Genomic DNA, 18,855 nt, shown 5'->3' with positions numbered 1-18,855 from the left:
TTATTCCGTGGTGACGCGGTCAATTTCTTCCAGCGAGGTGATGCCCTGACGGATTTTCAACAAGCCGGAGGTGCGCAAATCGTTGATGCCTTCGCTGCGGGACAATTCGGCCATCTCCATCGCATTGCCGCCGCGCAGGATCAAGGCCCGCATTTTTTCGGTGATCGGCATCACCTGGTAAATACCGACCCGCCCTTTGTAGCCGTTATTGCAATGCTCGCAGCCCACCGGACCGTATATTTTGAAAGTGCCAAGTTCTTCCTTTTTGAAGCCGGCCGAGATCAGCGCACTTTCCGGGTAATCCATTTCCTTCTTGCAATGCTCGCACAAACGCCGTGCCAGACGTTGCGCCATAATCAGCAAAACTGCCGAGACGATATTGAACGGCTCGATCCCCATCTGTACCAGCCGGTTGATGGTCTGCGGCGCGTCGTTGGTGTGCAGCGTCGACAACACCAAGTGCCCGGTTTGGGCTGCTTTGACGGCGATACTGGCGGTTTCATAGTCGCGGATCTCGCCGACCATGATGATGTCCGGGTCCTGCCGCAAGAATGCTTTGAGCGCTTCGGCAAAAGTCAACCCGGCTTTAGGGTTGACGTTGACCTGGTTGATGCCTTCTACGGTGATCTCTACCGGGTCTTCGGCCGTGGAAATATTGGTTTCGACGCTGTTCAGAATATTCAAGCCGGTATACAGCGACACCGTCTTACCGCTACCGGTCGGCCCGGTGACCAACACCATGCCGTAGGGTTTATGAATCGCATCCAGGAAATTTTTCTGCTGTTCCGGTTCGAACCCGAGTTTTTCGATACCGATCTGGGCGCTGGTCGGATCCAGAATCCGCAACACCACTTTTTCGCCGAACAAGGTCGGACAGGTGTTGACCCTGAAGTCGATGGCGCGGTTTTTCGAGATCTGCATCTTGATCCGGCCGTCCTGCGGCACCCGCCGTTCGGCGATGTCCATCTTGGACATGACTTTCAGCCGGGAAATGATCCGATTAGCGATACCGACCGGCGGACTCGCCACTTCCGACAGTATGCCGTCGGCGCGGAAGCGGATGCGGAACCGCTTCTCGAACGGTTCCATGTGAATATCCGATACGCCGCGCTTGATCGAATCCAGCAAAATCTTATTCACGAAGCGGACGATAGGCGCGTCGTCGATATCCGAACCCATAGCGTCTTCGGCCGGCTTGGCTTCGTCGCCGGCGGAAATATCGATGTTGTCCAGATCGTCGTCGAGCAGATCCTTCATCGACGTATCCGCGGCTTCCAGCGCCGTGTCTATCATTCTGATCAGTTTGTCTTCTTCGACCAGAATATTTTCGGTATTGTGCCGGGTGTGGAACTTGATCTCGTCCAGGGCCTGGAAATTGGTCGGGTCGGCCGTCGCGACGAACAAACGGTTACCGCGTTTAAATAGGGGTAAGGCGTGGTGCTGGCGAATCAATTTTTCGCTGACCATTTTGATCGGCAGAAACGCGGGATCGATCGCGTCCAGATCGAAAAACGGCACGCCGAACTCGGCCGACGCCAGCGTGGCGATGGTTTTGCTATCCGCGTATTTGTGTTCGACCAAATAGCTAATGAACGCCTGTTTGCGCTTTTGCGCCTCCTGTAAACAGGTCGCTGCCGACTCTTCAGTCAGCAGCCCCTTCTGAATCAGGCACTTAACCAGACCGCTGAAATGAATGTTGGAAGGTGCTGTCGCCATGAAAAAAGGTCAAGATTGGTTTTACTGCAGCTTTGTGCTGCAAATATAGATGAAGTAAGGATTTTATCCAAACTCGACGCAGGGTGTCGGCAAACGGCCGACTAGACAGCAGCAGGCGATCAATGCAGGGAGGCAGCCGCCGGAGACCGGCGACTGCAGAGACAACGCTTAAACCTCGTGATAAATCGCGGCGCCTTCTTCGAGAAATTGCTTGGACTTCTCTTCCATGCCTATTTTCAAAGCTTCCGCTTCTTCCAAACCTTTTTGCTCGGCATAGTTGCGCACATCCTGGGTGATTTTCATCGAGCAGAAATGCGGGCCGCACATCGAACAAAAATGCGCGACCTTCGCCGATTCCTTAGGTAAGGTTTCGTCGTGAAACGAGCGAGCCTTCTCCGGGTCCAACGCCAAGTTGAATTGGTCTTCCCAGCGGAATTCGAAACGGGCCTTGGACATCGCGTTGTCGCGGATCTGCGCGCCCGGATGGCCTTTGGCCAAGTCGGCGGCGTGGGCGGCGATCTTGTAGGTGACGATGCCTTCGCGGACGTCCTGCTTGTTGGGCAGGCCCAAGTGTTCTTTCTGCGTGACGTAGCACAGCATCGCGCAACCGTACCAGCCGATGTTGGCGGCGCCGATGGCGGAGGTGATATGGTCATAGCCGGGGGCGATATCGGTGGTCAAAGGCCCCAAGGTATAGAACGGCGCTTCGAAGCAATCTTCCAGCTGCTTGTCCATGTTGACCTTGATCATTTGCAACGGCACGTGGCCGGGGCCTTCGATCATGGTTTGCACGTCGTGTTTCCAGGCGATTTGAGTCAGCTCGCCCAGGGTTTCCAGCTCGCCGAACTGGGCGGCGTCGTTGGCATCGTAAATCGAACCCGGACGCAAACCATCCCCCAACGAAAACGACACGTCGTAGGCTTTCATGATTTCGCAGATTTCTTCAAAGTGCGTGTAGAGGAAGCTCTCGGTATGGTGCGCCAGACACCATTTGGCCATGATCGAACCACCGCGGGAGACGATGCCGGTCAGGCGCTTTGCGGTCAGCGGCACGTGATGCAGGCGCACGCCGGCATGGATGGTAAAGTAATCGACGCCTTGCTCGGCTTGTTCGATCAGCGTGTCGCGGAAGATTTCCCAGGTCAGTTCTTCGGCCTTGCCGTCGACTTTTTCCAGGGCTTGATAAATCGGCACGGTGCCGATCGGTACCGGCGAGTTGCGCAGGATCCATTCGCGGGTTTCGTGGATGTTTTTGCCGGTCGACAAATCCATGATGGTATCGGCACCCCAACGGATGCCCCACAGCATTTTTTCGACTTCTTCTTCAATCGAGGAAGTGATCGCCGAATTGCCCAAGTTGCCGTTGATCTTGACCAGGAAGTTGCGGCCGATGATCATCGGTTCCAATTCCGGGTGGTTGATGTTGGCTGGGATGATCGCGCGGCCGCGCGCCACTTCGGAACGCACGAACTCGGGCGTGATGAAGGACTGAATGTTGGCGCCGTAGGAAAAGCCGGGATGCTGGCCTTGGTAACGGTCACGCATCGCTTCCAGGTTCTGGTTCTCGCGGATGGCGATATATTCCATTTCCGGCGTGATGATGCCTTTACGGGCGTAATGCATCTGACTGACGTTATGGCCGGCTTTGGCGCGGCGTGGGTTGCGGGTGAGTTCGAAACGCAGGTGTGCGGTCTTGGGATCGTGCAGCCGCTCGTGGCCGTATTTTGAGGTCGGGCCGCTCAATAACTCGGTGTCGCCACGCTCTTCTATCCATTTACCGCGCACCGAACCCAGGCCTTGGTGCAGGTTGATGTCGACATTCGGGTCGGTATAAGGGCCGGAAGTGTCGTAGACGAAAATCGGCGGATTTTTTTCAGCGCCGAAATGGGCCGGGGTATCGGACAGATTAATCTGCCGCATCGGCACCCGCATGTCGGGACGACTGCCCTGGATATAGATTTTTTCCGAGGCGGGGTAGGAATCGATTCTTACGCTACTGCCGGTGTCGGTAGTAATTTCATTGCGGACAGCGCTCATGCTTATCTCCAAAAACAGAATAAATCGCGAGCGCAGGGAAGGATTGGCTTTCCTACGCCGGCATTAACCGGATCAGGTTCGAAGGGTTTTTCTCAGCTTCCGCTCTGGAATTGGGCGGAAACACCCCTAGCCTTTTAGGTGGGTCGGTAAGTTAAATGATAATTAGGGCAATTGCAAGCTCGGTTAACGCCCCGGTAGCGGCAAAAATCTTATAAAACAATAGGTTTTATTTCCTGTCGCCAGCTGCAATGCAATTGCTATGATAACCGGCACCCGATCCAAGTATTGCCCCATGACCGACCAACCAACTTTTACCGACCTCGATCGCGGATTCGCCCGCTTCCTCGCCGAACGCAGCCGCTTGAGCGGGGCAAAAAAAAACCGCTTCGAAGCCTTGCTGCTGCAGTTATCGGCCCAACAAGGCGCCGGCCATAGCTGCATCGCGATCGACGCGGAGGACATGGCTGTAGTGATGGCCTCAGGCCTGGCCTCCACCGGCAAAGCCACACCGTTGATTGCCGAAACCGAGCGCCTGTATTTGCACCGCTATTGGCATTACGAGGAGCGCCTGGCAAGGCAACTTGCGGCACTGGCCCGACAAAAATTCGATACCGGACATCTCGCAGCCAGCCTCGACCGCTATTTCGAAAGCCAAGGCGACGAAATCGATTGGCAAAAAACCGCAGCGCAAGCGGCGGTTAGTCAGGCCCTGAGCATCATTACCGGCGGCCCCGGAACCGGCAAAACCACGACGGTGCTGAAAATTTTGACCCTATTGCTGGAAACCAGTCGCCAAGCGTTACATATCGCCCTGGCCGCACCCACCGGCAAAGCCGCGATGCGCCTGCAAGAGTCGATTGTCGCCAACAAACCCGGCCTGGCTTGCGTCGACGAATTGAAAGACGGAATTCCGGAACAAGCCCACACGCTGCACCGACTGCTCGGCGCCAAGCCGCCGACGCCGTATTTCCGCCACGACGCCGAAAATCCGCTGCCTTACGATGTGGTGGTGGTGGACGAAACCTCGATGGTCGATCTGGCGTTAATGAGCAAATTGGTCGATGCGCTTAAACCAGGATCGCGTCTGATTTTACTGGGCGACAAAGACCAGCTGGCCTCGGTCGAATCCGGCTCGGTCTTGGCCGACCTAGCCGCCGGCCTGGCCGAGCGCACGGTGGAACTACAAAAATCGCATCGGTTTCAAGGCCGCATCAAACAACTCGCCGTCGCCGTGAACTGCCAGGATGCGGATCAAGCCTGGCAACTACTGCAAGAGCCAAGCCCGCCGATTAGACGCCTAACCGGCGATCCGATCGATTGGATCATCGAAAATTATGCCGAATACCTGCAGGCGATTCCGAACGGCTACGACCCGACGGAAATTTTCGCCGCCTTCAACCGCTTTCGGGTGCTTTGCAGCAATCAGCGCGGCCATAACTCGGTCGGCGAGATTAATCGGCGGGTAGAACTGGAGCTGGCAAACCGGGGCAAAATCCGGCCCGGCTCGACATGGTACGCCGGCAAACCCATCATGATTACCGCCAACCACGCCGGCATGCAGTTGTACAACGGCGACATCGGTTTATGCTTGAGCGACCCTGAACAAGGCAGCCAGCTCCGGGTATTTTTCCAGCGCGGCGAGCAATTCCGTAAAGTGTTACCGGCCCGGCTGCCGCCCTGGGAGACAGTATTTGCGATGACGATCCACAAAAGCCAAGGCTCGGAGTTTGAAAACATCTTGATTGCGTTACCCGACGCCGTGAATCCGGTGCTGAGCAAGGAACTGTTGTACACGGCGATCACCCGCGCCAAGCAATCGGTGGCGGTCAGCGCCGACCAAGCCATCTTCAATGCCTGCGTCGGCCACCGGGTTACCAGACACAGCGGTCTGGCCGCAAAATTGCAGGCTTACGCTTCCGGACCAAACTGATGAAATCGATAAAAAAACGCAGCAAACGCTTATTGGCCGAAATCCAAACCACGGCAGACCGATTGGTGGTTCTGTGCGCAGACTTGGATTTGCTACAAGGCTTGTTCGAAACCGCCAGCCAAATGGGCGATTGCGCCGCTAAAATCGCCGAACAGATTTCCGCCGCCCATAAAACCGAAGCGGCGGCAACGCTGGCTCAGTCCGCGGAATTGGCCCGGTTAGCGGATTTTGTGGATATGGACTCGATCAGCCTGCTGGAAGAGCGCATATTTGCCGCGCAGACCAATCTGGAGGAAGGTGAAATCGGCGTTTTTTTTCAACAGCTCCTGGAAAAGTCGGAGACGTTGTACGCAACGCTGACGGAAAACATCCAGCAACTGCTGACGCTGGCGGAAGAAGCCGAAGAGGGTTAATGACTACGTTGCACCGAAAAGTGCGCCAGCGCTTCGAGGGCTTGTTTGTACTCCGAATCCGGCAGACAATCCAGAGCGGCAATAGCCAGCCCAGCCGCGCGTTCGGCACACTGCTCGGTATACTCGATCGCATTGGTCGCTTTTACGACTTCGTACACGTCATTGAACGCCTCGCGCGAACCCTGCCGGATCGCATTGACCACGATTTGCGACTGACGCTGGTCGCCGTGTTGGATGGCGTAAATCAGCGGCAGGGTCGGTTTGCCCTCGGCCAGATCGTCGCCAAGATTCTTACCCAGCTCCTCACTATTGGCCTTGTAATCCAGGGCGTCGTCGATCAACTGAAACGCCACACCCAGTTGCTGGCCGTAAATCGCCAAGGCTTCTTCGGTCGCTGCATCCGCGCCTGAAACCACGGCGGCCAACCGGGTGGCCGTGCTGAATAGAATCGCCGTTTTGCGGGCAATCACTTCCAGGTACTTGGCTTCGCTGGTCTCCGGGTTGTTGCAGTTCAACAACTGCAATACCTCGCCTTCAGCGATTGCGGTAGTGGTCTTGGACATGATGGCCATCACCCGCATGTTGTCGGTCCGCACCATCATTTCGAACGCACTGGAATATAAATAGTCGCCGACCAAGACGCTGGCTGCATTACCCCACACCGCATTGGCGGATTCTTTACCGCGCCGCAACTCGGACTCGTCGACCACATCGTCGTGCAGCAAGGTCGCGGTGTGAATGAATTCGATCACGGCCGCCAGTATCAAGTGGCGCTCGTCGACCTGTCCCAAAGCCTTTGCTGCCAGCAACAGCAACATCGGCCGTAACCGCTTGCCGCCGTTACCGATGATGTAATGGCCGATTTGATTGATCAGCACAACATCGGAGCTCAGTTCGTTTAAAATCAACCGGTCAACCGCCTGAGTCTCGGCGGTGGTTAAATTTTTAATCGAATCGAAATCTATCGGGGCTGAAGCTGGCGTAGAAACTTTAGCTATCATGAAATATTGGGCTAATCGCCTGTCGACGCGTGACGTAAATAGCCGGTCATGCTATGAATATTCGTAGGTAGTGTCAATAGTACCCGACCAACGCGAAAGAGCCGCAACCTTCCTATCAGGAATTTAGGTTTGACGTAAGCCTTGTGAAAAAATATAATCTGCTGTTCACTTTTAACAGATTATGCTTGATGGAGCTTACGCCGATGTATGCGGTAATTCAAACAGGTGGTAAACAGTATCGTGTCGCAGAGGGTACTACCTTAAAAATAGAAAAACTCGAATTAGGCGCGGGCGACAGCGTAGAGTTCGACAAGGTGCTGATGGTGCAATCAGGCGACTCTGTAAAAGTAGGTCAGCCTTTTGTTCAAGGCAGCAAAGTGACCGCGACCGTTGTCTCTCAAGGCCGCCACAAAAAAGTCAGAATCATCAAATTCAGAAGACGTAAGCACCACATGAAACAAATGGGGCACCGTCAATATTACACAGAAGTGCAAATCACCGGCATTTCGGCATAACTTATCCGAGGATAAAACATGGCTCACAAGAAGGCAGGCGGTAGTACCCGCAACGGTCGCGACTCTAACGCACAACGACTGGGCGTCAAACGTTTCGGCGGCCAAGTCGTAAAAGCTGGCAACATCCTGGTTCGCCAACGCGGCACCAAGTTCCACGCTGGCGACAACGTCGGCATCGGCAAAGACCACACCCTGTTCGCATTGGCCGACGGCAAAGTGGTTTTCGTTGAAAAAGGCCCGCAAAACCGCAAATACGTCAGTATTGCAGCAGCGTAAATCCCGATTGTGCCCTGGCACATTCGACCCGAAAAGCCTCGTTTCATAGCGGGGCTTTTTTGTTTATACCGGTAGATTATGAGATTTGTTGACGAAGCGGAAATCCGCGTAGAAGCAGGCGACGGCGGCAACGGCAAAGCCTCGTTCCGCCGTGAAAAATACATTCCCTTAGGCGGCCCGGACGGCGGCGACGGTGGCGACGGCGGCAGCGTTTACCTGGTCGCCACCGAAAACGTCAACACTCTGGTCGATTTCCGCTACCACTCGGTACACCGCGCCCAACGCGGCGAAAACGGCGGCAGCCGCGACTGCACCGGCAAAAAAGGCGAAGACTGCTTCGTCGCGGTACCGCCGGGAACCATAGTCTACGAAGCCAACACCGGCGAGAAAATCGGCGACCTGACCAAACCCGGCCAACAATTGCTGGTGGCCAAGGGCGGCTTTCATGGCCTGGGCAACACCCGCTTCAAAAGCAGCATCAATCGAGCCCCGCAACAGACCAGCAAAGGCTCCCCCGGCGAACATCGCATGCTACGCCTGGAATTGATGGTGATCGCCGACGTTGGCTTACTCGGCATGCCGAATGCCGGCAAATCCAGTCTGATCCGCACCGTATCTTCGGCACGACCTAAAGTCGCCGATTATCCGTTCACGACGCTGCATCCCAATTTGGGCGTGGTGCGGGTCGACGACTTGCGTAGCTTCGTCATCGCCGACATTCCCGGCGTCATTGAAGGTGCCGCCGAAGGCGCCGGACTGGGTTTACAGTTTTTGAAACACCTGTCACGCACCGGCTTGCTGTTGCACATGGCGGACATCGCGCCCTACGAAAGCGACGAAACGCCGGTCAGCGCCGCCCGCAAAATCATTCGCGAAGTCGAAAAATGGAGCGACGAACTGGCGCACAAGCCACGCTGGCTGGTGCTGAATAAAATCGATAACGTGCCGGACGACGAAGTCGAAGCCCTCAGCCAAAGCATCGTCGCCGAACTGGGCTGGACCGGGCCGGTGTTTCTAATTTCCGCCCTGAAAAACCAGGGCACCCAAGCCTTGATGTACGCCATCATGGATTTCCTGGAACAACAAAGAGCCCGCACAGAAGATACGCAACAGGAGTTGCCAAGTGAGCCGTTCTGATTTTTGCCAAACCAAACGCGTTGTCGTCAAAATCGGCAGCTCCCTGCTTACCGACGGCGGCCGGGGCCTGAACAAACCCGCCATCGCCAACTGGGTCGCACAAATGGCCGCACTCAGACAACGCGGCGTCGACGTGGTGTTAGTCTCATCCGGCTCTGTCGCCGAAGGCATGGTGCGATTAAAACTGAAAGCGCGCCCGAAAACCCTGCACGAACTGCAAGCCGCCGCATCCGTCGGCCAAATGGGTCTGGTGCGCCGTTTCGAAGACGAATTCCAGCTTCACGAACTGCTCGCCGCCCAAGTACTGCTGACCCACGACGACCTGTCAGACCGCCAGCGTTATCTAAACGCCCGCAGCACCTTGCTGACCCTGCTGCAATTCGGCGTAGTGCCGGTGATTAACGAGAACGACGCGGTCGCCACCGAAGAAATCCGCTTCGGCGACAACGACACACTGGGCGCGCTGGTTGCCAACCTGGTCGAAGCCGACCTGTTGATTATCCTGACCGACCAGACCGGCTTGTTCGATGCCAATCCCAGCCTGAATCCGGATGCCAAACTAATTTCGGAAATCAGCGTTAACGAAAGCCTGCTCGACGACGTGGCCGGCGGCAGCATCAGCGGCCTGGGCCGCGGCGGCATGTACACCAAGGTGCGCGCCGCCCGCCTGGCGGCGCGTTCCGGCGCCGCCACCGTCATCGTCTCGGGCAAGATCGACAACGTGATTCCGGCAGTATTCGACGGCGCCCAACTCGGCACCTATCTGATCCCCAACATCGCGCCGCTGGCGGCCCGCAAACAATGGCTGGCCGGCCAATTGCAACTCAAAGGCAGCGTCACCCTGGACGACGGCGCTGTCAAAATCCTGAAAGAAGCCGGCAAAAGCCTGCTGGCGGTCGGCGTCAAAGCCGTGCATGGCAGCTTTCAGCGCGGCGATTTGGTATCTTGCCACGACCTGCAAGGCAATGAAATCGCCCGCGGCCTAATCAATTACGGCGCCGAAGACGCCGCCAAAATTGCCGGCAAAGCCAGTAGCGAATTTGAAGCACTCCTCGGCTACGCCGACGACGCCGAACTGATCCACCGCGACAATCTGGTCTTGATCTAAAACAGGCCGGATTGGCAAAGTCGCCAAGCCGGCCTGACACCAGCTTAAGTATTCTGAATCACAATATTCGGAAAACGGCCGCTGTAATCCTTGGTCCGCATTGCCAATTTGGCGGCCATTTTGCGGGCGATTGCCTTATAAATTTGCGCCGGCCGCCCGTCCGGATCGGCCACCACCGACGGTCGGCCGCTATCGGCATATTCCCGGATATGGATATCCAAGGGCAACGCGCCAAGCATATCCACTTTGTTTTTCGCCGCCATCGCCACGCCGCCGCCCTGGCCGAAGATCGCCTCTTCGTGGCCGCAATTGCTGCAGATGTGCATGCTCATATTCTCAACCAGGCCCAAAATCGGCACATTCACCTTTTCGAACATGCCCAAACCGCGCTGAGCGTCGATCAGCGCGATGTCCTGCGGCGTGGTGACGACCACGGCTCCGCTGACCGGGATCTGTTGCGCCAGCGTCAGTTGAATATCGCCGGTACCCGGCGGCAGGTCGATAATCAGATAATCCACGCTGTCCCATTGAGTTTGGGTCAGCAACTGCTGTAGCGCGCCGGTCACCATCGGCCCGCGCCAAATCATCGGCTGGTCCGGATCGACCAGATACCCGATGGACATGGTCTGGATGCCGAAGGAGACCTTCGGCTTCAGCATTTTGCCGTCCTCGCTGTCCGGTTTACCGGACAAACCCAGCATGGTCGGAATGCTCGGCCCGTAAATATCGGCATCGAGAATACCGACATTGGCGCCCTCGGCGGCCAACGCCAAGGCCAAATTCACTGAGGTGGTGGACTTGCCGACGCCGCCTTTGCCAGATGCCACGGCGATAACGTTTTTTACGTTGGGCAACGGTTTCAGCGTCTTTTGCACCGAATGGGACACAATATTGACGTTGACCACAACATCGACTTTGCCCACATCGGGCAGCGCCTGCAGGCGCCGCGTCAATGCTTCGCGCAATTCTTCCTGATAGCTTTTGGCCGGATAACCCAGTTCGATCGCCACGCTGACATCTTGGCCTTCCACGCCGATCTTCTTGACCGATTTAGCCGAAACCAAGTCGGTTTCGACATTCGGATCGATGAAACTTTTCAGTAAATTTTCGACAACCGCCTTGTCAATGCTCGCCATGCAGAACTCCGGATCAAATAGGTAATAACCGAGTAGTTTACTGCGAATTCGCTACCGCTCAAGCCCTTTATCCTGCGCCGGCCCGACAAACGTTGCCCGCAAACCAAGCGGCCACACAGCCGGCCGCCTCAAGCCGCTACACCGCCAAGCCAGCATCACCACGTCATCGCATCAAACAAATCACCGCAACATGAAAAATAAATTTTACTTTTATAATAAAAAGTTATAGAAATATTCTAACGTTTAGAGTTAGATCCATTCATCTTAATTCGCTCTTAATCGCCACCTCATCTGACTTTAATTTGCATCGTTTAGTGTCAAACACCTGATTTTGAACATTTAACAGACACATGACTCGACCCGCCGCCACGCCAAACAGCATCGCATCGCCCAAAGCGTTAGCCGTCTCGGCGCTGCTATTGAGCCAATTGCTGTCCGGCTGCCAAAGCTTGCAGATATTCCAGCAGCCCGAGCCGGAAACCATCGTCTGGAACAGCAAAGCCGAAGACCTGCCGATACACGAATTCAGCCTGAGTCCCGGCCAAAACATGGTCGGCGAGTTGGCCAGCATCACCAGCGCCGAAAACGACACGCTGTCCGACATCGGCCGCCACTACGGCCTGGGCTTCAACGACATCGCCAACGCTAATGCCGGCGTCGATCCCTGGACGTTGTCCTCGGGCCAGAACGTGTTGCTGCCGCTCAGCTTCATTCTGCCGGACGCCCCGCGCAAGGGCATCGTGCTGAACCTGGCCAACATGCGCATGTTTTATTTCCCGAAAAACGCGACCAACAGCGTGCTGACCTATCCGGTGGGCATCGGTCGTCAAGGCTGGCACACGCCGCTAGGGCAAACCCAGATCGTCGCCAAGAAAGCCAATCCGGATTGGACCGTACCGGCATCGATCCAACGGGAACATCAAGCGCAAGGCACGCCGTTGCCCAAAGTAGTCCGCTCCGGGCCGGACAACCCGCTAGGCGATTACGCCATGCCGCTTGGCTTCAGCGGTTACCTGATCCACGGCACCAACAAGCCCTACGGCATCGGCATGCAAGTCAGCCACGGCTGCGTGCAACTCTACCCGGAAGATATCGAAACCCTGTTCAGCAAGGTCGAGATCGGCACGCCGGTCAATATCGTCCATCAGCCTTATCTGGCAGCGTGGCGCGACGACATGCTGTATCTGGAAGCGCATCCGCCACTGGACAAATGGGAGAAACAAACAAAGCAGCTGCAAAAAGACATTCGCAAGAAGCTTCAACAACTTGCCGCAGCTAAAGGTGCCGAGATCGACTGGAGCAAAGCCGACCTTATTCTGCGGCGCGCCGACGGCATTGCCACGCCAGTCTTGGCCGGCAGCCCGGACCTAGCGGAGTTGCGCGCCAACGCCATTCCGTTAGCCCGCCCGGACAAGCTATTCGGCCAACCGATCCCGTCGGAGTTAAGCGATAGCGACTGGGCCATTCAAGCGGCGGTATTCGACAACGCAACCGATGCGCAAAAGCTGGCCGCGATGTTAAATCACCAAGGCCCGCCGATCCCAGCGCACAAGGTCGCCAAAGACGGCAATTATCAAGTCGTGGTCGGACCGCTGAAAAACAAAAAAGAGGTCAAAATTGTTGCCCAACGCATCAAGCAGAATTTTGATATGGACGTGACACCGCTCGCCCCCAGACGAGCGGCGAAAAACTGAGCGAAAAGCGCTACGGCTCGAGCCGCTTCACCCCGGAGTACCTGCCGAGCTTACGCCGACTTCCGAATCGGCTGGCTAAATTTGGGCACGCCAACGATTTCGCCCCGACGCAAGTGCAAATACTGCAAACCCATCAGCGTGGAAATATCGTCATATTCCACCCACACCACCTTGGCCTCGCCTTCTTCTCCGAGCTCCTGAAAATCGAAGCTGGTAACCGTGCCTTCCTCGACCTCTATCCTGCCCAACATGCGAATCATGATGCCGTCTATCGACACATTCTCGGTATTGAACGCATAATCGGTGTCGTTGAACACGATATGGCCGGCGGCAGAAATGCTCTTCCGATACGCTCGGCGCCTATAGAGCAAGCTATCGACATCGTAAGTTAGATTGCGGAATTCGATCGCAATCTGAAATCCGGCATCGACCGACTCAGCCCTGACCACTTCGGCTTCGCCAGCCAAGTTGATTTCAGGCAGATAAAAGTCGACGATAGGCGAAACTTGCAAGGCCCTGAAAATGTCCTTGATGCCGGCAAACGAGGGCTTGACCTTTAACAGCGTCAGCACACCGGTGATCGAAAGATTAAGCACCAAAATTTCATGCTCTTCTTGACCTAGGTACAAAAGTCCGTGGCTAGCAAGGCTTTTTCGATAGGCGCGGTTTTCGGTGGCGAACATGTGTTAATCCTTGTCTCAGGCCATGTTTTACTGGGCTGCCAAGCCCTGAACACGATCGAAAGACCTTATGTATTTTTAATGAATTCTGATTGGGTATGTTAAACAAATTTTTTTGTCTGGCAAGCTTAGCCGTTTTGTCGGCCTGCGCAAGCCTACCGCCGAAAAACCCGGAAAACATCTGCCAAATCTTCCGCGAGAAAGAAGACTGGTACCAAGCCAGCCTCAGCTCCGCCCGGCGTTGGGGCGTGCCGATCGCGGTGCAAATGGCCATCATCAATCAGGAATCCAGCTTTGTCGCCGACGCCCAACCGCCGCGGCCGCTGATTTTAGGATTTATTCCCTGGTTCCGCTCGAGCAGCGCTTACGGGTATCCGCAGGCCAAAGACGAAACCTGGGCCGACTACCAAAAGCAAGCCGGCCACTGGTGGGCAAACCGCGAAGACTTTGCCGACAGTTGCGACTTCGTGGCCTGGTACTGCGCAACCAGCAACCGCAAACTCGGCATCCCGACCTCGGACGCGCAAAAGCTTTACTTGACCTACCACGAAGGGCTGGGCGGCTTCCAACGCAATTCCTACCTGTCGAAACAATGGCTGATGAATACCGCGCAAAAGGTCCATCAACGCGCATTGCGCTATGACGCGCAACTGGCCGGCTGCCGACAAGAGCTGGAAACCAAAAACTGATAAACTAGCCGCCCCATTAATCCGATTCCGTCAAGCCAGGGAGTGCGCTAACCCGCACCGCACCCCCGAATTTAACGGCACCACCACCTTACCGGAGTATTCATGAAGTCTATGAAACAACGAGTTATCGCCACATTAATCGCATTTATCACAGGATTTATTATGTTCTCACTGGCCAACGCCAACACCCCTACCGAAAACAAAGCCGCCGGCGAAAAATACCTGGCCGACAACGCCAAAAACCCCGGCGTAACCACCACCGCCAGCGGCCTGCAATACCAAGTATTTACCGAAGGCACCGGCGCAGCGCCCAAAGCCAGCGACAACGTCACCGTTCACTACAAAGGCACCACCATTGACGGCAAGGAATTCGACAGCTCTTACAGCCGCGGCGCACCAGCCACGTTCCCGCTGAACAGAGTCATCGCCGGCTGGACCGAAGGCGTTCAGCTGATGAAAGAAGGTGCCAAATACCGCTTCTTCATCCCTTCCAACCTGGCCTACGGCGAACGCGGCGCCGGCCGCGACATCGGTCCGAACTCGGCGCTAATTTTTGATGTGGAATTGATCAAAGTAAATTAAGGCCCCCGTCCTCCAAAGCCTTAACCCAAGCCGTTCACCGCAAACTTCGAACCGTGAACGGCAGCCCCCTTCGTATGCTTGGGCAATCAATCAGTAACAGCAACTGGTGTGCGTTGCGGGCCTTGCGTGCTAAGCAATGTCGAAGCAAATACCCCAAGGCCCAATGTCGTTAAGTTAAGGATGCTAGGAGCGAGCCCTGCCCGCGACCATAAGCCTTTGGTCTCAGGCATGGCCTGCTCCTACAAGATGTGAACCAGCCTTCTATCCCTTAATTTAACGGCATTGCCCCCAGTGCCCCCAGGTACCCGCTGAATGAAAAAGCCGCCGATGTCGTTAAGTTTACTAAGGCAGGAGCGGGCCACGCCCGCGATGAACACCTTCGGTCGCAGGCGTGGCCTGCTCCTACAGCATTTGAACAAGCTGGTTTGTTCCTAACTTGACGACATTGCCCCTAAACTGCCTTCCCTAAAATCCGGACCAGCAAAAAATCCTTGGCAAAGTGCCACAAAAACACCGGGTTGGTCGCAAAATAGCGCTTAATCAACCGCCGATCTTTAGCCATACGATAAACCCACTCCAGACCGCTTTTCTGCATCCACAGCGGCGCCCGCTTGATATGGCCGGAGTGAAAATCGAAGGCGGCACCGACACCAAGCTGCACCGGAACATGTACCCGATCAAGATGCGAAGCAATCCACTTTTCCTGCTTCGGCGCGCCCAAGCCAACCCACAAAAAATCGGGTTTGGCATCGTTAATCAAATCGACCAATTGCCTGTCTTCTTCCTCCGATAACGGCCGGAACGGCGGCGAATGCCACCCCACAATATCGGCTTCCGGGAAACGGCTGCGCACATTCTTGACCAAGTCCGCCAACACCTCGTCCTTACCGCCCAGAAAAAAATGCCGCCAACCTCGGGCCTGACCGTGCTCCAAGCACTTAAGCATCAAATCCGGTCCGCACACGCGGCTGGCGATATTGGCTTGGCGAACCAAATTCGCGTACCAAACCAGCGGCAAACCATCCATTGTCGACAACGCCTCGTTGGAAATCCGGCGTAGTTCGTGGTCGCTCAAACTGGCTACCGTTGTGTGCACATTTGCAATACACACTTGATGCGCCTCTCCGCCGGCTATCCACGATTCAAATAATTGCAATGCGCTCTCATAAGAGAGCATGGGGAAATTAATCCCAAGCACCTCAACGGCTTTGGGAAGCATTAAACCTTGATCCATAAGGCATCCAGAATCGGCAATATATCCTCTACTTAAAGGCAACAGCGCGAAATGCCCCGCCCAAAAGGGGATTGGATTAAAAGAAAACCGCCGAATCGACCGGTATCAACCAAATCGAAAAACGGCGTAGACGTACAAAACATGGAAAGTAAAACACCAACTTCCGCGAAAACACACTCACCCTCGACACGGGCACGCTACTCAGCATCTCCATTTATCGCTCGCATGTCAACCACGTCTGGCCGCAACACAACCGCTCAAGTTGAGCGGACAAAAAATGTACGTTATGCGTTCGGAATCCACGTCACAATTCCGCCCTATACCCGATAGTACAATTTACATTCCGAAACAAATCAAAAAATAGGGTTTATCTATTGCAACTAAGGAGTTATGATTAGAACCGACAAATCATGCAAGTACGCGGCGATGCAGGCACGAACGGATTCCTCTGCTGACCCGATTTTGAAACAAATTCAACGTATCTTCATCATCATGGTCAAGGAACAGACTTTTATCTCACAAACATCGACCCAGTTAACGTGCAGAGCCAACATCCTGGCCAACCGAACGCACATGTTAATCAAGGAGAAACCAATGCATTTCAAAACGCCGATACTTCTGGCCTGCTTATTTTTGTGCGCTAACGCAACCGCTCGCGATTTCTACGTATCGCCCACCGGCAGCGACCGGTTGGATGGCTCCACACCGAACGTTAACTCCTGGAATCGGACCGGACCATTCAAAACCCTTGCGCGAGCCCAACAAGCTGTGCGAAACATCAAAGCCAGCAATCAGCTAAATGAGGCTATTACTATTCACGTTGGCAAAGGCACATACCAACTGCAAAGCCCACTAATGTTCGATGACAGAGACTCAGGCAAAGACGGCAAGGAAGTCCTATGGACCGGAGAAAAGGACGCCACCGTTATTTCCGGAGGCATTTCTCTAAGAAACTGCCAACCATTTGATGAAAGCAACCCCAAGAAAACCTTATCCTGCCCCATTAGCTCCCAGATTCTATCGAAGATAAAATCGGAAAAAACAGACAGAATATCAATCAAATCACCATCATTTGATCTATATATTGATGGCGAAAGAATGAATATTGCTCGCTGGCCAAATAATGACTGGGCACATGTAAGATCGGTCATCAATCCCAACAGTATCTTTAACGTTTTCGAACAACTACCTAACTACTCAGGAGAAACCTCGAACGGTCAAATCCACATTTATGCCGGAAGCGACTACTACGATGAATATATTGGAATATCGCGTATCGATTTCTCCAAAGGCAGAATTGATTTATCCTCCCCAACAAAACAGCGTATTGGCGAGGGCAGAAAGTTTTATCTGGAAAACATCAGCGCAGCACTAGACCAGCCTAAAGAATGGTACTACAGCCCCAAACTATCCACAGTTAGCTTTATCCCCCCCAAAAATCAAGCTCCGAATGAAGTAACAATATCCTCATTATCAAACTTGTTGATAATAAACGACGCAAAAAACATCCATTTTAGTAATTTGACATTTCAACATAGCAATGATGGGGCCATTATCTTAAACACCACCGACAATGTTCGCTTTGATAATATAGATATAAGCAATATAGGGGGTAGGGCGCTTCGAGCCTGGAATTCCACAAATATTGAAGTTTCAAATAGCCACGTTCATCATACGGGACGCGGAGGAATTTCAATTACAGGCGGAGACAGACCAACACTAACAGCTTCGGACAATTTAATTACAAATAATATAATTCATGACTACGATACAAAATTATTCAACCTCTCACCGGCAATTGAAGTGGGCGGCGTTGCATCTATAGTCCGGAACAATACAATCACAAATGGCAACGGGATGGCTATCGCTATTACCGGCAACGACCATTTAATAGAAAAAAATGAAATTTCAAAAATTTGTGAACAATCCGCAGACTGTTCCGCCATTTATTCAGGCAGAGACTGGACCTATCGCGGCAATCTAGTCCGCTACAACTACCTGCATGACTTTACCGGATATGAACTGGATATTCATTCCTTGAATATTGGTAAAAACATTGTTAATTATTTAAAACGAGGCGCACGGGGCATTTATCTCGATGATGCAGTAAGCGGCTTCACTTTATTTGGCAACCTTCTGGAAAATGCAGGCTCCATTTCTCTACAAGTCGGCGGCGGCCACGACCTTACAATAGCAAACAACATAATAAAAGCTCACGATTGGTCAATCTGGTACGACCAAAGATTTCCTGGCTTCAATTGGGAACTATTAAGAGAAACACTAAACTCCATGCCTATAGCCAGCGCCATATGGCGCGAGAAATACCCGGAACTAACAACTCCGTTATCGAACGATACGTGGCCAGAGCGTATTCAAATGCAAAACAACATCATCATCTCTACAAAAGATAATGGCCACGCTATGCGATACGCTCTACCTCTTACCGGTAACTCTATAGGAAACAATATTGTATGGACTCCCAAAAGCCCTACTAGATTAGACTTTAAAATACTGAATTACGGTGGCAGCGGCAAAGGCTTCATGCCCTGGAATACCTGGGTTAACGAAGGCATCGAAACCAATAGCATCAATGAGGATCCATGCGTTGATATATCCGGCGGCTTGGTACGGATAACATGTCCTAATTCACCTATAAACCGCATCGCCTTTGAAGCCATCCCATCAGACATCGGCGCAACTCAATAAC

General features: G+C 54.0%; 16 protein-coding genes and 1 riboswitch. Of the genes, 10 read left to right on the top strand and 6 right to left on the bottom strand.

The window, feature by feature from the left end; all coding sequences use genetic code 11:
• Nucleotides 1–1,716, bottom strand: a complete 1,716-nt coding sequence (gene pilB, locus C2U68_RS15790) for a type IV-A pilus assembly ATPase PilB (protein WP_140913440.1) — start codon at nucleotides 1,714–1,716, stop codon at nucleotides 1–3.
• Nucleotides 1,717–1,884: 168 nt separating this feature from the next.
• Nucleotides 1,885–3,753: a phosphomethylpyrimidine synthase ThiC gene (thiC, locus tag C2U68_RS15785; RefSeq protein ID WP_140913439.1), complete on the bottom strand. Its 1,869-nt coding sequence runs from the start codon at nucleotides 3,751–3,753 to the stop codon at nucleotides 1,885–1,887.
• Nucleotides 3,754–3,785: 32 nt separating this feature from the next.
• A riboswitch (TPP riboswitch) is annotated at nucleotides 3,786–3,891 on the bottom strand.
• 154 nt (nucleotides 3,892–4,045) lie between these two features.
• Between thiC and recD the strand changes: the two genes are divergently transcribed.
• Together recD and C2U68_RS15775 are read left to right on the top strand one after the other, a co-directional pair.
• Nucleotides 4,046–5,683, top strand: a complete 1,638-nt coding sequence (gene recD / locus C2U68_RS15780; protein WP_140913438.1) for an exodeoxyribonuclease V subunit alpha — start codon at nucleotides 4,046–4,048, stop codon at nucleotides 5,681–5,683.
• A complete protein-coding gene (locus tag C2U68_RS15775; protein ID WP_140913437.1) occupies nucleotides 5,683–6,096 on the top strand; it encodes a hypothetical protein in 414 nt (137 codons plus the stop codon). The genes recD and C2U68_RS15775 overlap by 1 nt, the downstream gene beginning before the upstream one ends.
• Here C2U68_RS15775 and ispB read toward each other — a convergent pair.
• On the bottom strand, nucleotides 6,093–7,097 hold the full coding sequence (gene ispB / locus C2U68_RS15770; protein WP_140913436.1) for an octaprenyl diphosphate synthase: 1,005 nt from the start codon (nucleotides 7,095–7,097) through the stop codon (nucleotides 6,093–6,095). The two genes, C2U68_RS15775 and ispB, sit on opposite strands and share 4 nt — an antisense overlap.
• Before the next feature lie 203 nt (nucleotides 7,098–7,300).
• Here ispB and rplU point away from each other — a divergent pair, with 203 nt between their 5' ends.
• The 4 genes from rplU to proB all read left to right on the top strand — a co-directional run bounded on the left by rplU (nucleotide 7,301) and on the right by proB (nucleotide 10,133).
• Nucleotides 7,301–7,612: a 50S ribosomal protein L21 gene (gene rplU / locus C2U68_RS15765; protein WP_140913501.1), complete on the top strand. Its 312-nt coding sequence runs from the start codon at nucleotides 7,301–7,303 to the stop codon at nucleotides 7,610–7,612.
• 18 nt (nucleotides 7,613–7,630) lie between these two features.
• Nucleotides 7,631–7,888: a 50S ribosomal protein L27 gene (gene rpmA, locus C2U68_RS15760; RefSeq protein ID WP_140913435.1), complete on the top strand. Its 258-nt coding sequence runs from the start codon at nucleotides 7,631–7,633 to the stop codon at nucleotides 7,886–7,888.
• Nucleotides 7,889–7,966: 78 nt separating this feature from the next.
• Nucleotides 7,967–9,025 carry an Obg family GTPase CgtA gene (cgtA, locus tag C2U68_RS15755; RefSeq protein ID WP_140913434.1) on the top strand — a complete coding sequence of 353 codons (1,059 nt, stop codon included), beginning with the start codon at nucleotides 7,967–7,969 and terminating at the stop codon, nucleotides 9,023–9,025.
• Nucleotides 9,012–10,133: a glutamate 5-kinase gene (gene proB / locus C2U68_RS15750; protein WP_140913433.1), complete on the top strand. Its 1,122-nt coding sequence runs from the start codon at nucleotides 9,012–9,014 to the stop codon at nucleotides 10,131–10,133. The genes cgtA and proB overlap by 14 nt, the downstream gene beginning before the upstream one ends.
• Nucleotides 10,134–10,177: 44 nt before the next feature.
• Here proB and apbC read toward each other — a convergent pair whose 3' ends face one another.
• A complete protein-coding gene (gene apbC, locus C2U68_RS15745) occupies nucleotides 10,178–11,269 on the bottom strand; it encodes an iron-sulfur cluster carrier protein ApbC (protein ID WP_140913432.1) in 1,092 nt (363 codons plus the stop codon).
• A 350-nt stretch (nucleotides 11,270–11,619) separates the two neighbouring features.
• Between apbC and C2U68_RS15740 the strand changes: the two genes are divergently transcribed.
• A complete protein-coding gene (locus tag C2U68_RS15740) occupies nucleotides 11,620–12,963 on the top strand; it encodes a L,D-transpeptidase family protein (RefSeq protein ID WP_140913431.1) in 1,344 nt (447 codons plus the stop codon).
• Nucleotides 12,964–13,013: 50 nt separating this feature from the next.
• Here the strand turns inward: C2U68_RS15740 and C2U68_RS15735 are convergent, their stop codons facing one another.
• Nucleotides 13,014–13,646: a PilZ domain-containing protein gene (locus C2U68_RS15735; RefSeq protein WP_140913430.1), complete on the bottom strand. Its 633-nt coding sequence runs from the start codon at nucleotides 13,644–13,646 to the stop codon at nucleotides 13,014–13,016.
• A gap of 95 nt (nucleotides 13,647–13,741) precedes the next feature.
• Between C2U68_RS15735 and C2U68_RS15730 the strand changes: the two genes are divergently transcribed.
• The gene (locus C2U68_RS15730) at nucleotides 13,742–14,332 is read left to right on the top strand and encodes a transglycosylase SLT domain-containing protein (protein WP_140913429.1); all 591 of its coding nucleotides are present in this window, start codon (nucleotides 13,742–13,744) and stop codon (nucleotides 14,330–14,332) included.
• 102 nt (nucleotides 14,333–14,434) lie between these two features.
• The gene (locus tag C2U68_RS15725) at nucleotides 14,435–14,914 is read left to right on the top strand and encodes an FKBP-type peptidyl-prolyl cis-trans isomerase (RefSeq protein ID WP_140913428.1); all 480 of its coding nucleotides are present in this window, start codon (nucleotides 14,435–14,437) and stop codon (nucleotides 14,912–14,914) included.
• Between the two features lie 451 nt (nucleotides 14,915–15,365).
• On the opposite strand, the gene C2U68_RS15720 is transcribed toward C2U68_RS15725, so the two are convergent.
• Entirely contained in the window at nucleotides 15,366–15,989 is a 624-nt protein-coding gene (locus tag C2U68_RS15720; protein WP_186289638.1) for a WecB/TagA/CpsF family glycosyltransferase, read from the bottom strand.
• Nucleotides 15,990–16,538: 549 nt separating this feature from the next.
• Here C2U68_RS15720 and C2U68_RS15715 point away from each other — a divergent pair.
• A complete protein-coding gene (locus C2U68_RS15715; RefSeq protein ID WP_140913426.1) occupies nucleotides 16,539–18,854 on the top strand; it encodes a right-handed parallel beta-helix repeat-containing protein in 2,316 nt (771 codons plus the stop codon).
• Nucleotide 18,855 lies beyond the last annotated feature (1 nt).

This window comes from Methylomonas koyamae (assembly GCF_006483455.1).
GTDB classification, from domain to species: domain Bacteria; phylum Pseudomonadota; class Gammaproteobacteria; order Methylococcales; family Methylomonadaceae; genus Methylomonas; species Methylomonas koyamae_B.
Note: the sequence above shows the minus strand (reverse complement) of the source record. Positions and strands in the feature narration are given on the sequence as shown.

What these genes read in the sequence shown, in the direction of transcription:
- pilB (WP_140913440.1), bottom strand. Translation starts at nt 1,716, where the DNA reads ATGGCGACAGCACCTTCCAACATTCATTTCAGCGGTCTGGTTAAGTGC.
- thiC (WP_140913439.1), bottom strand. Translation starts at nt 3,753, where the DNA reads ATGAGCGCTGTCCGCAATGAAATTACTACCGACACCGGCAGTAGCGTA.
- recD (WP_140913438.1), top strand. Translation starts at nt 4,046, where the DNA reads ATGACCGACCAACCAACTTTTACCGACCTCGATCGCGGATTCGCCCGC.
- C2U68_RS15775 (WP_140913437.1), top strand. Translation starts at nt 5,683, where the DNA reads ATGAAATCGATAAAAAAACGCAGCAAACGCTTATTGGCCGAAATCCAA.
- ispB (WP_140913436.1), bottom strand. Translation starts at nt 7,097, where the DNA reads ATGATAGCTAAAGTTTCTACGCCAGCTTCAGCCCCGATAGATTTCGAT.
- rplU (WP_140913501.1), top strand. Translation starts at nt 7,301, where the DNA reads ATGTATGCGGTAATTCAAACAGGTGGTAAACAGTATCGTGTCGCAGAG.
- rpmA (WP_140913435.1), top strand. Translation starts at nt 7,631, where the DNA reads ATGGCTCACAAGAAGGCAGGCGGTAGTACCCGCAACGGTCGCGACTCT.
- cgtA (WP_140913434.1), top strand. Translation starts at nt 7,967, where the DNA reads ATGAGATTTGTTGACGAAGCGGAAATCCGCGTAGAAGCAGGCGACGGC.
- apbC (WP_140913432.1), bottom strand. Translation starts at nt 11,269, where the DNA reads ATGGCGAGCATTGACAAGGCGGTTGTCGAAAATTTACTGAAAAGTTTC.
- C2U68_RS15740 (WP_140913431.1), top strand. Translation starts at nt 11,620, where the DNA reads ATGACTCGACCCGCCGCCACGCCAAACAGCATCGCATCGCCCAAAGCG.
- C2U68_RS15735 (WP_140913430.1), bottom strand. Translation starts at nt 13,646, where the DNA reads ATGTTCGCCACCGAAAACCGCGCCTATCGAAAAAGCCTTGCTAGCCAC.
- C2U68_RS15730 (WP_140913429.1), top strand. Translation starts at nt 13,742, where the DNA reads ATGTTAAACAAATTTTTTTGTCTGGCAAGCTTAGCCGTTTTGTCGGCC.
- C2U68_RS15725 (WP_140913428.1), top strand. Translation starts at nt 14,435, where the DNA reads ATGAAGTCTATGAAACAACGAGTTATCGCCACATTAATCGCATTTATC.
- C2U68_RS15715 (WP_140913426.1), top strand. Translation starts at nt 16,539, where the DNA reads ATGATTAGAACCGACAAATCATGCAAGTACGCGGCGATGCAGGCACGA.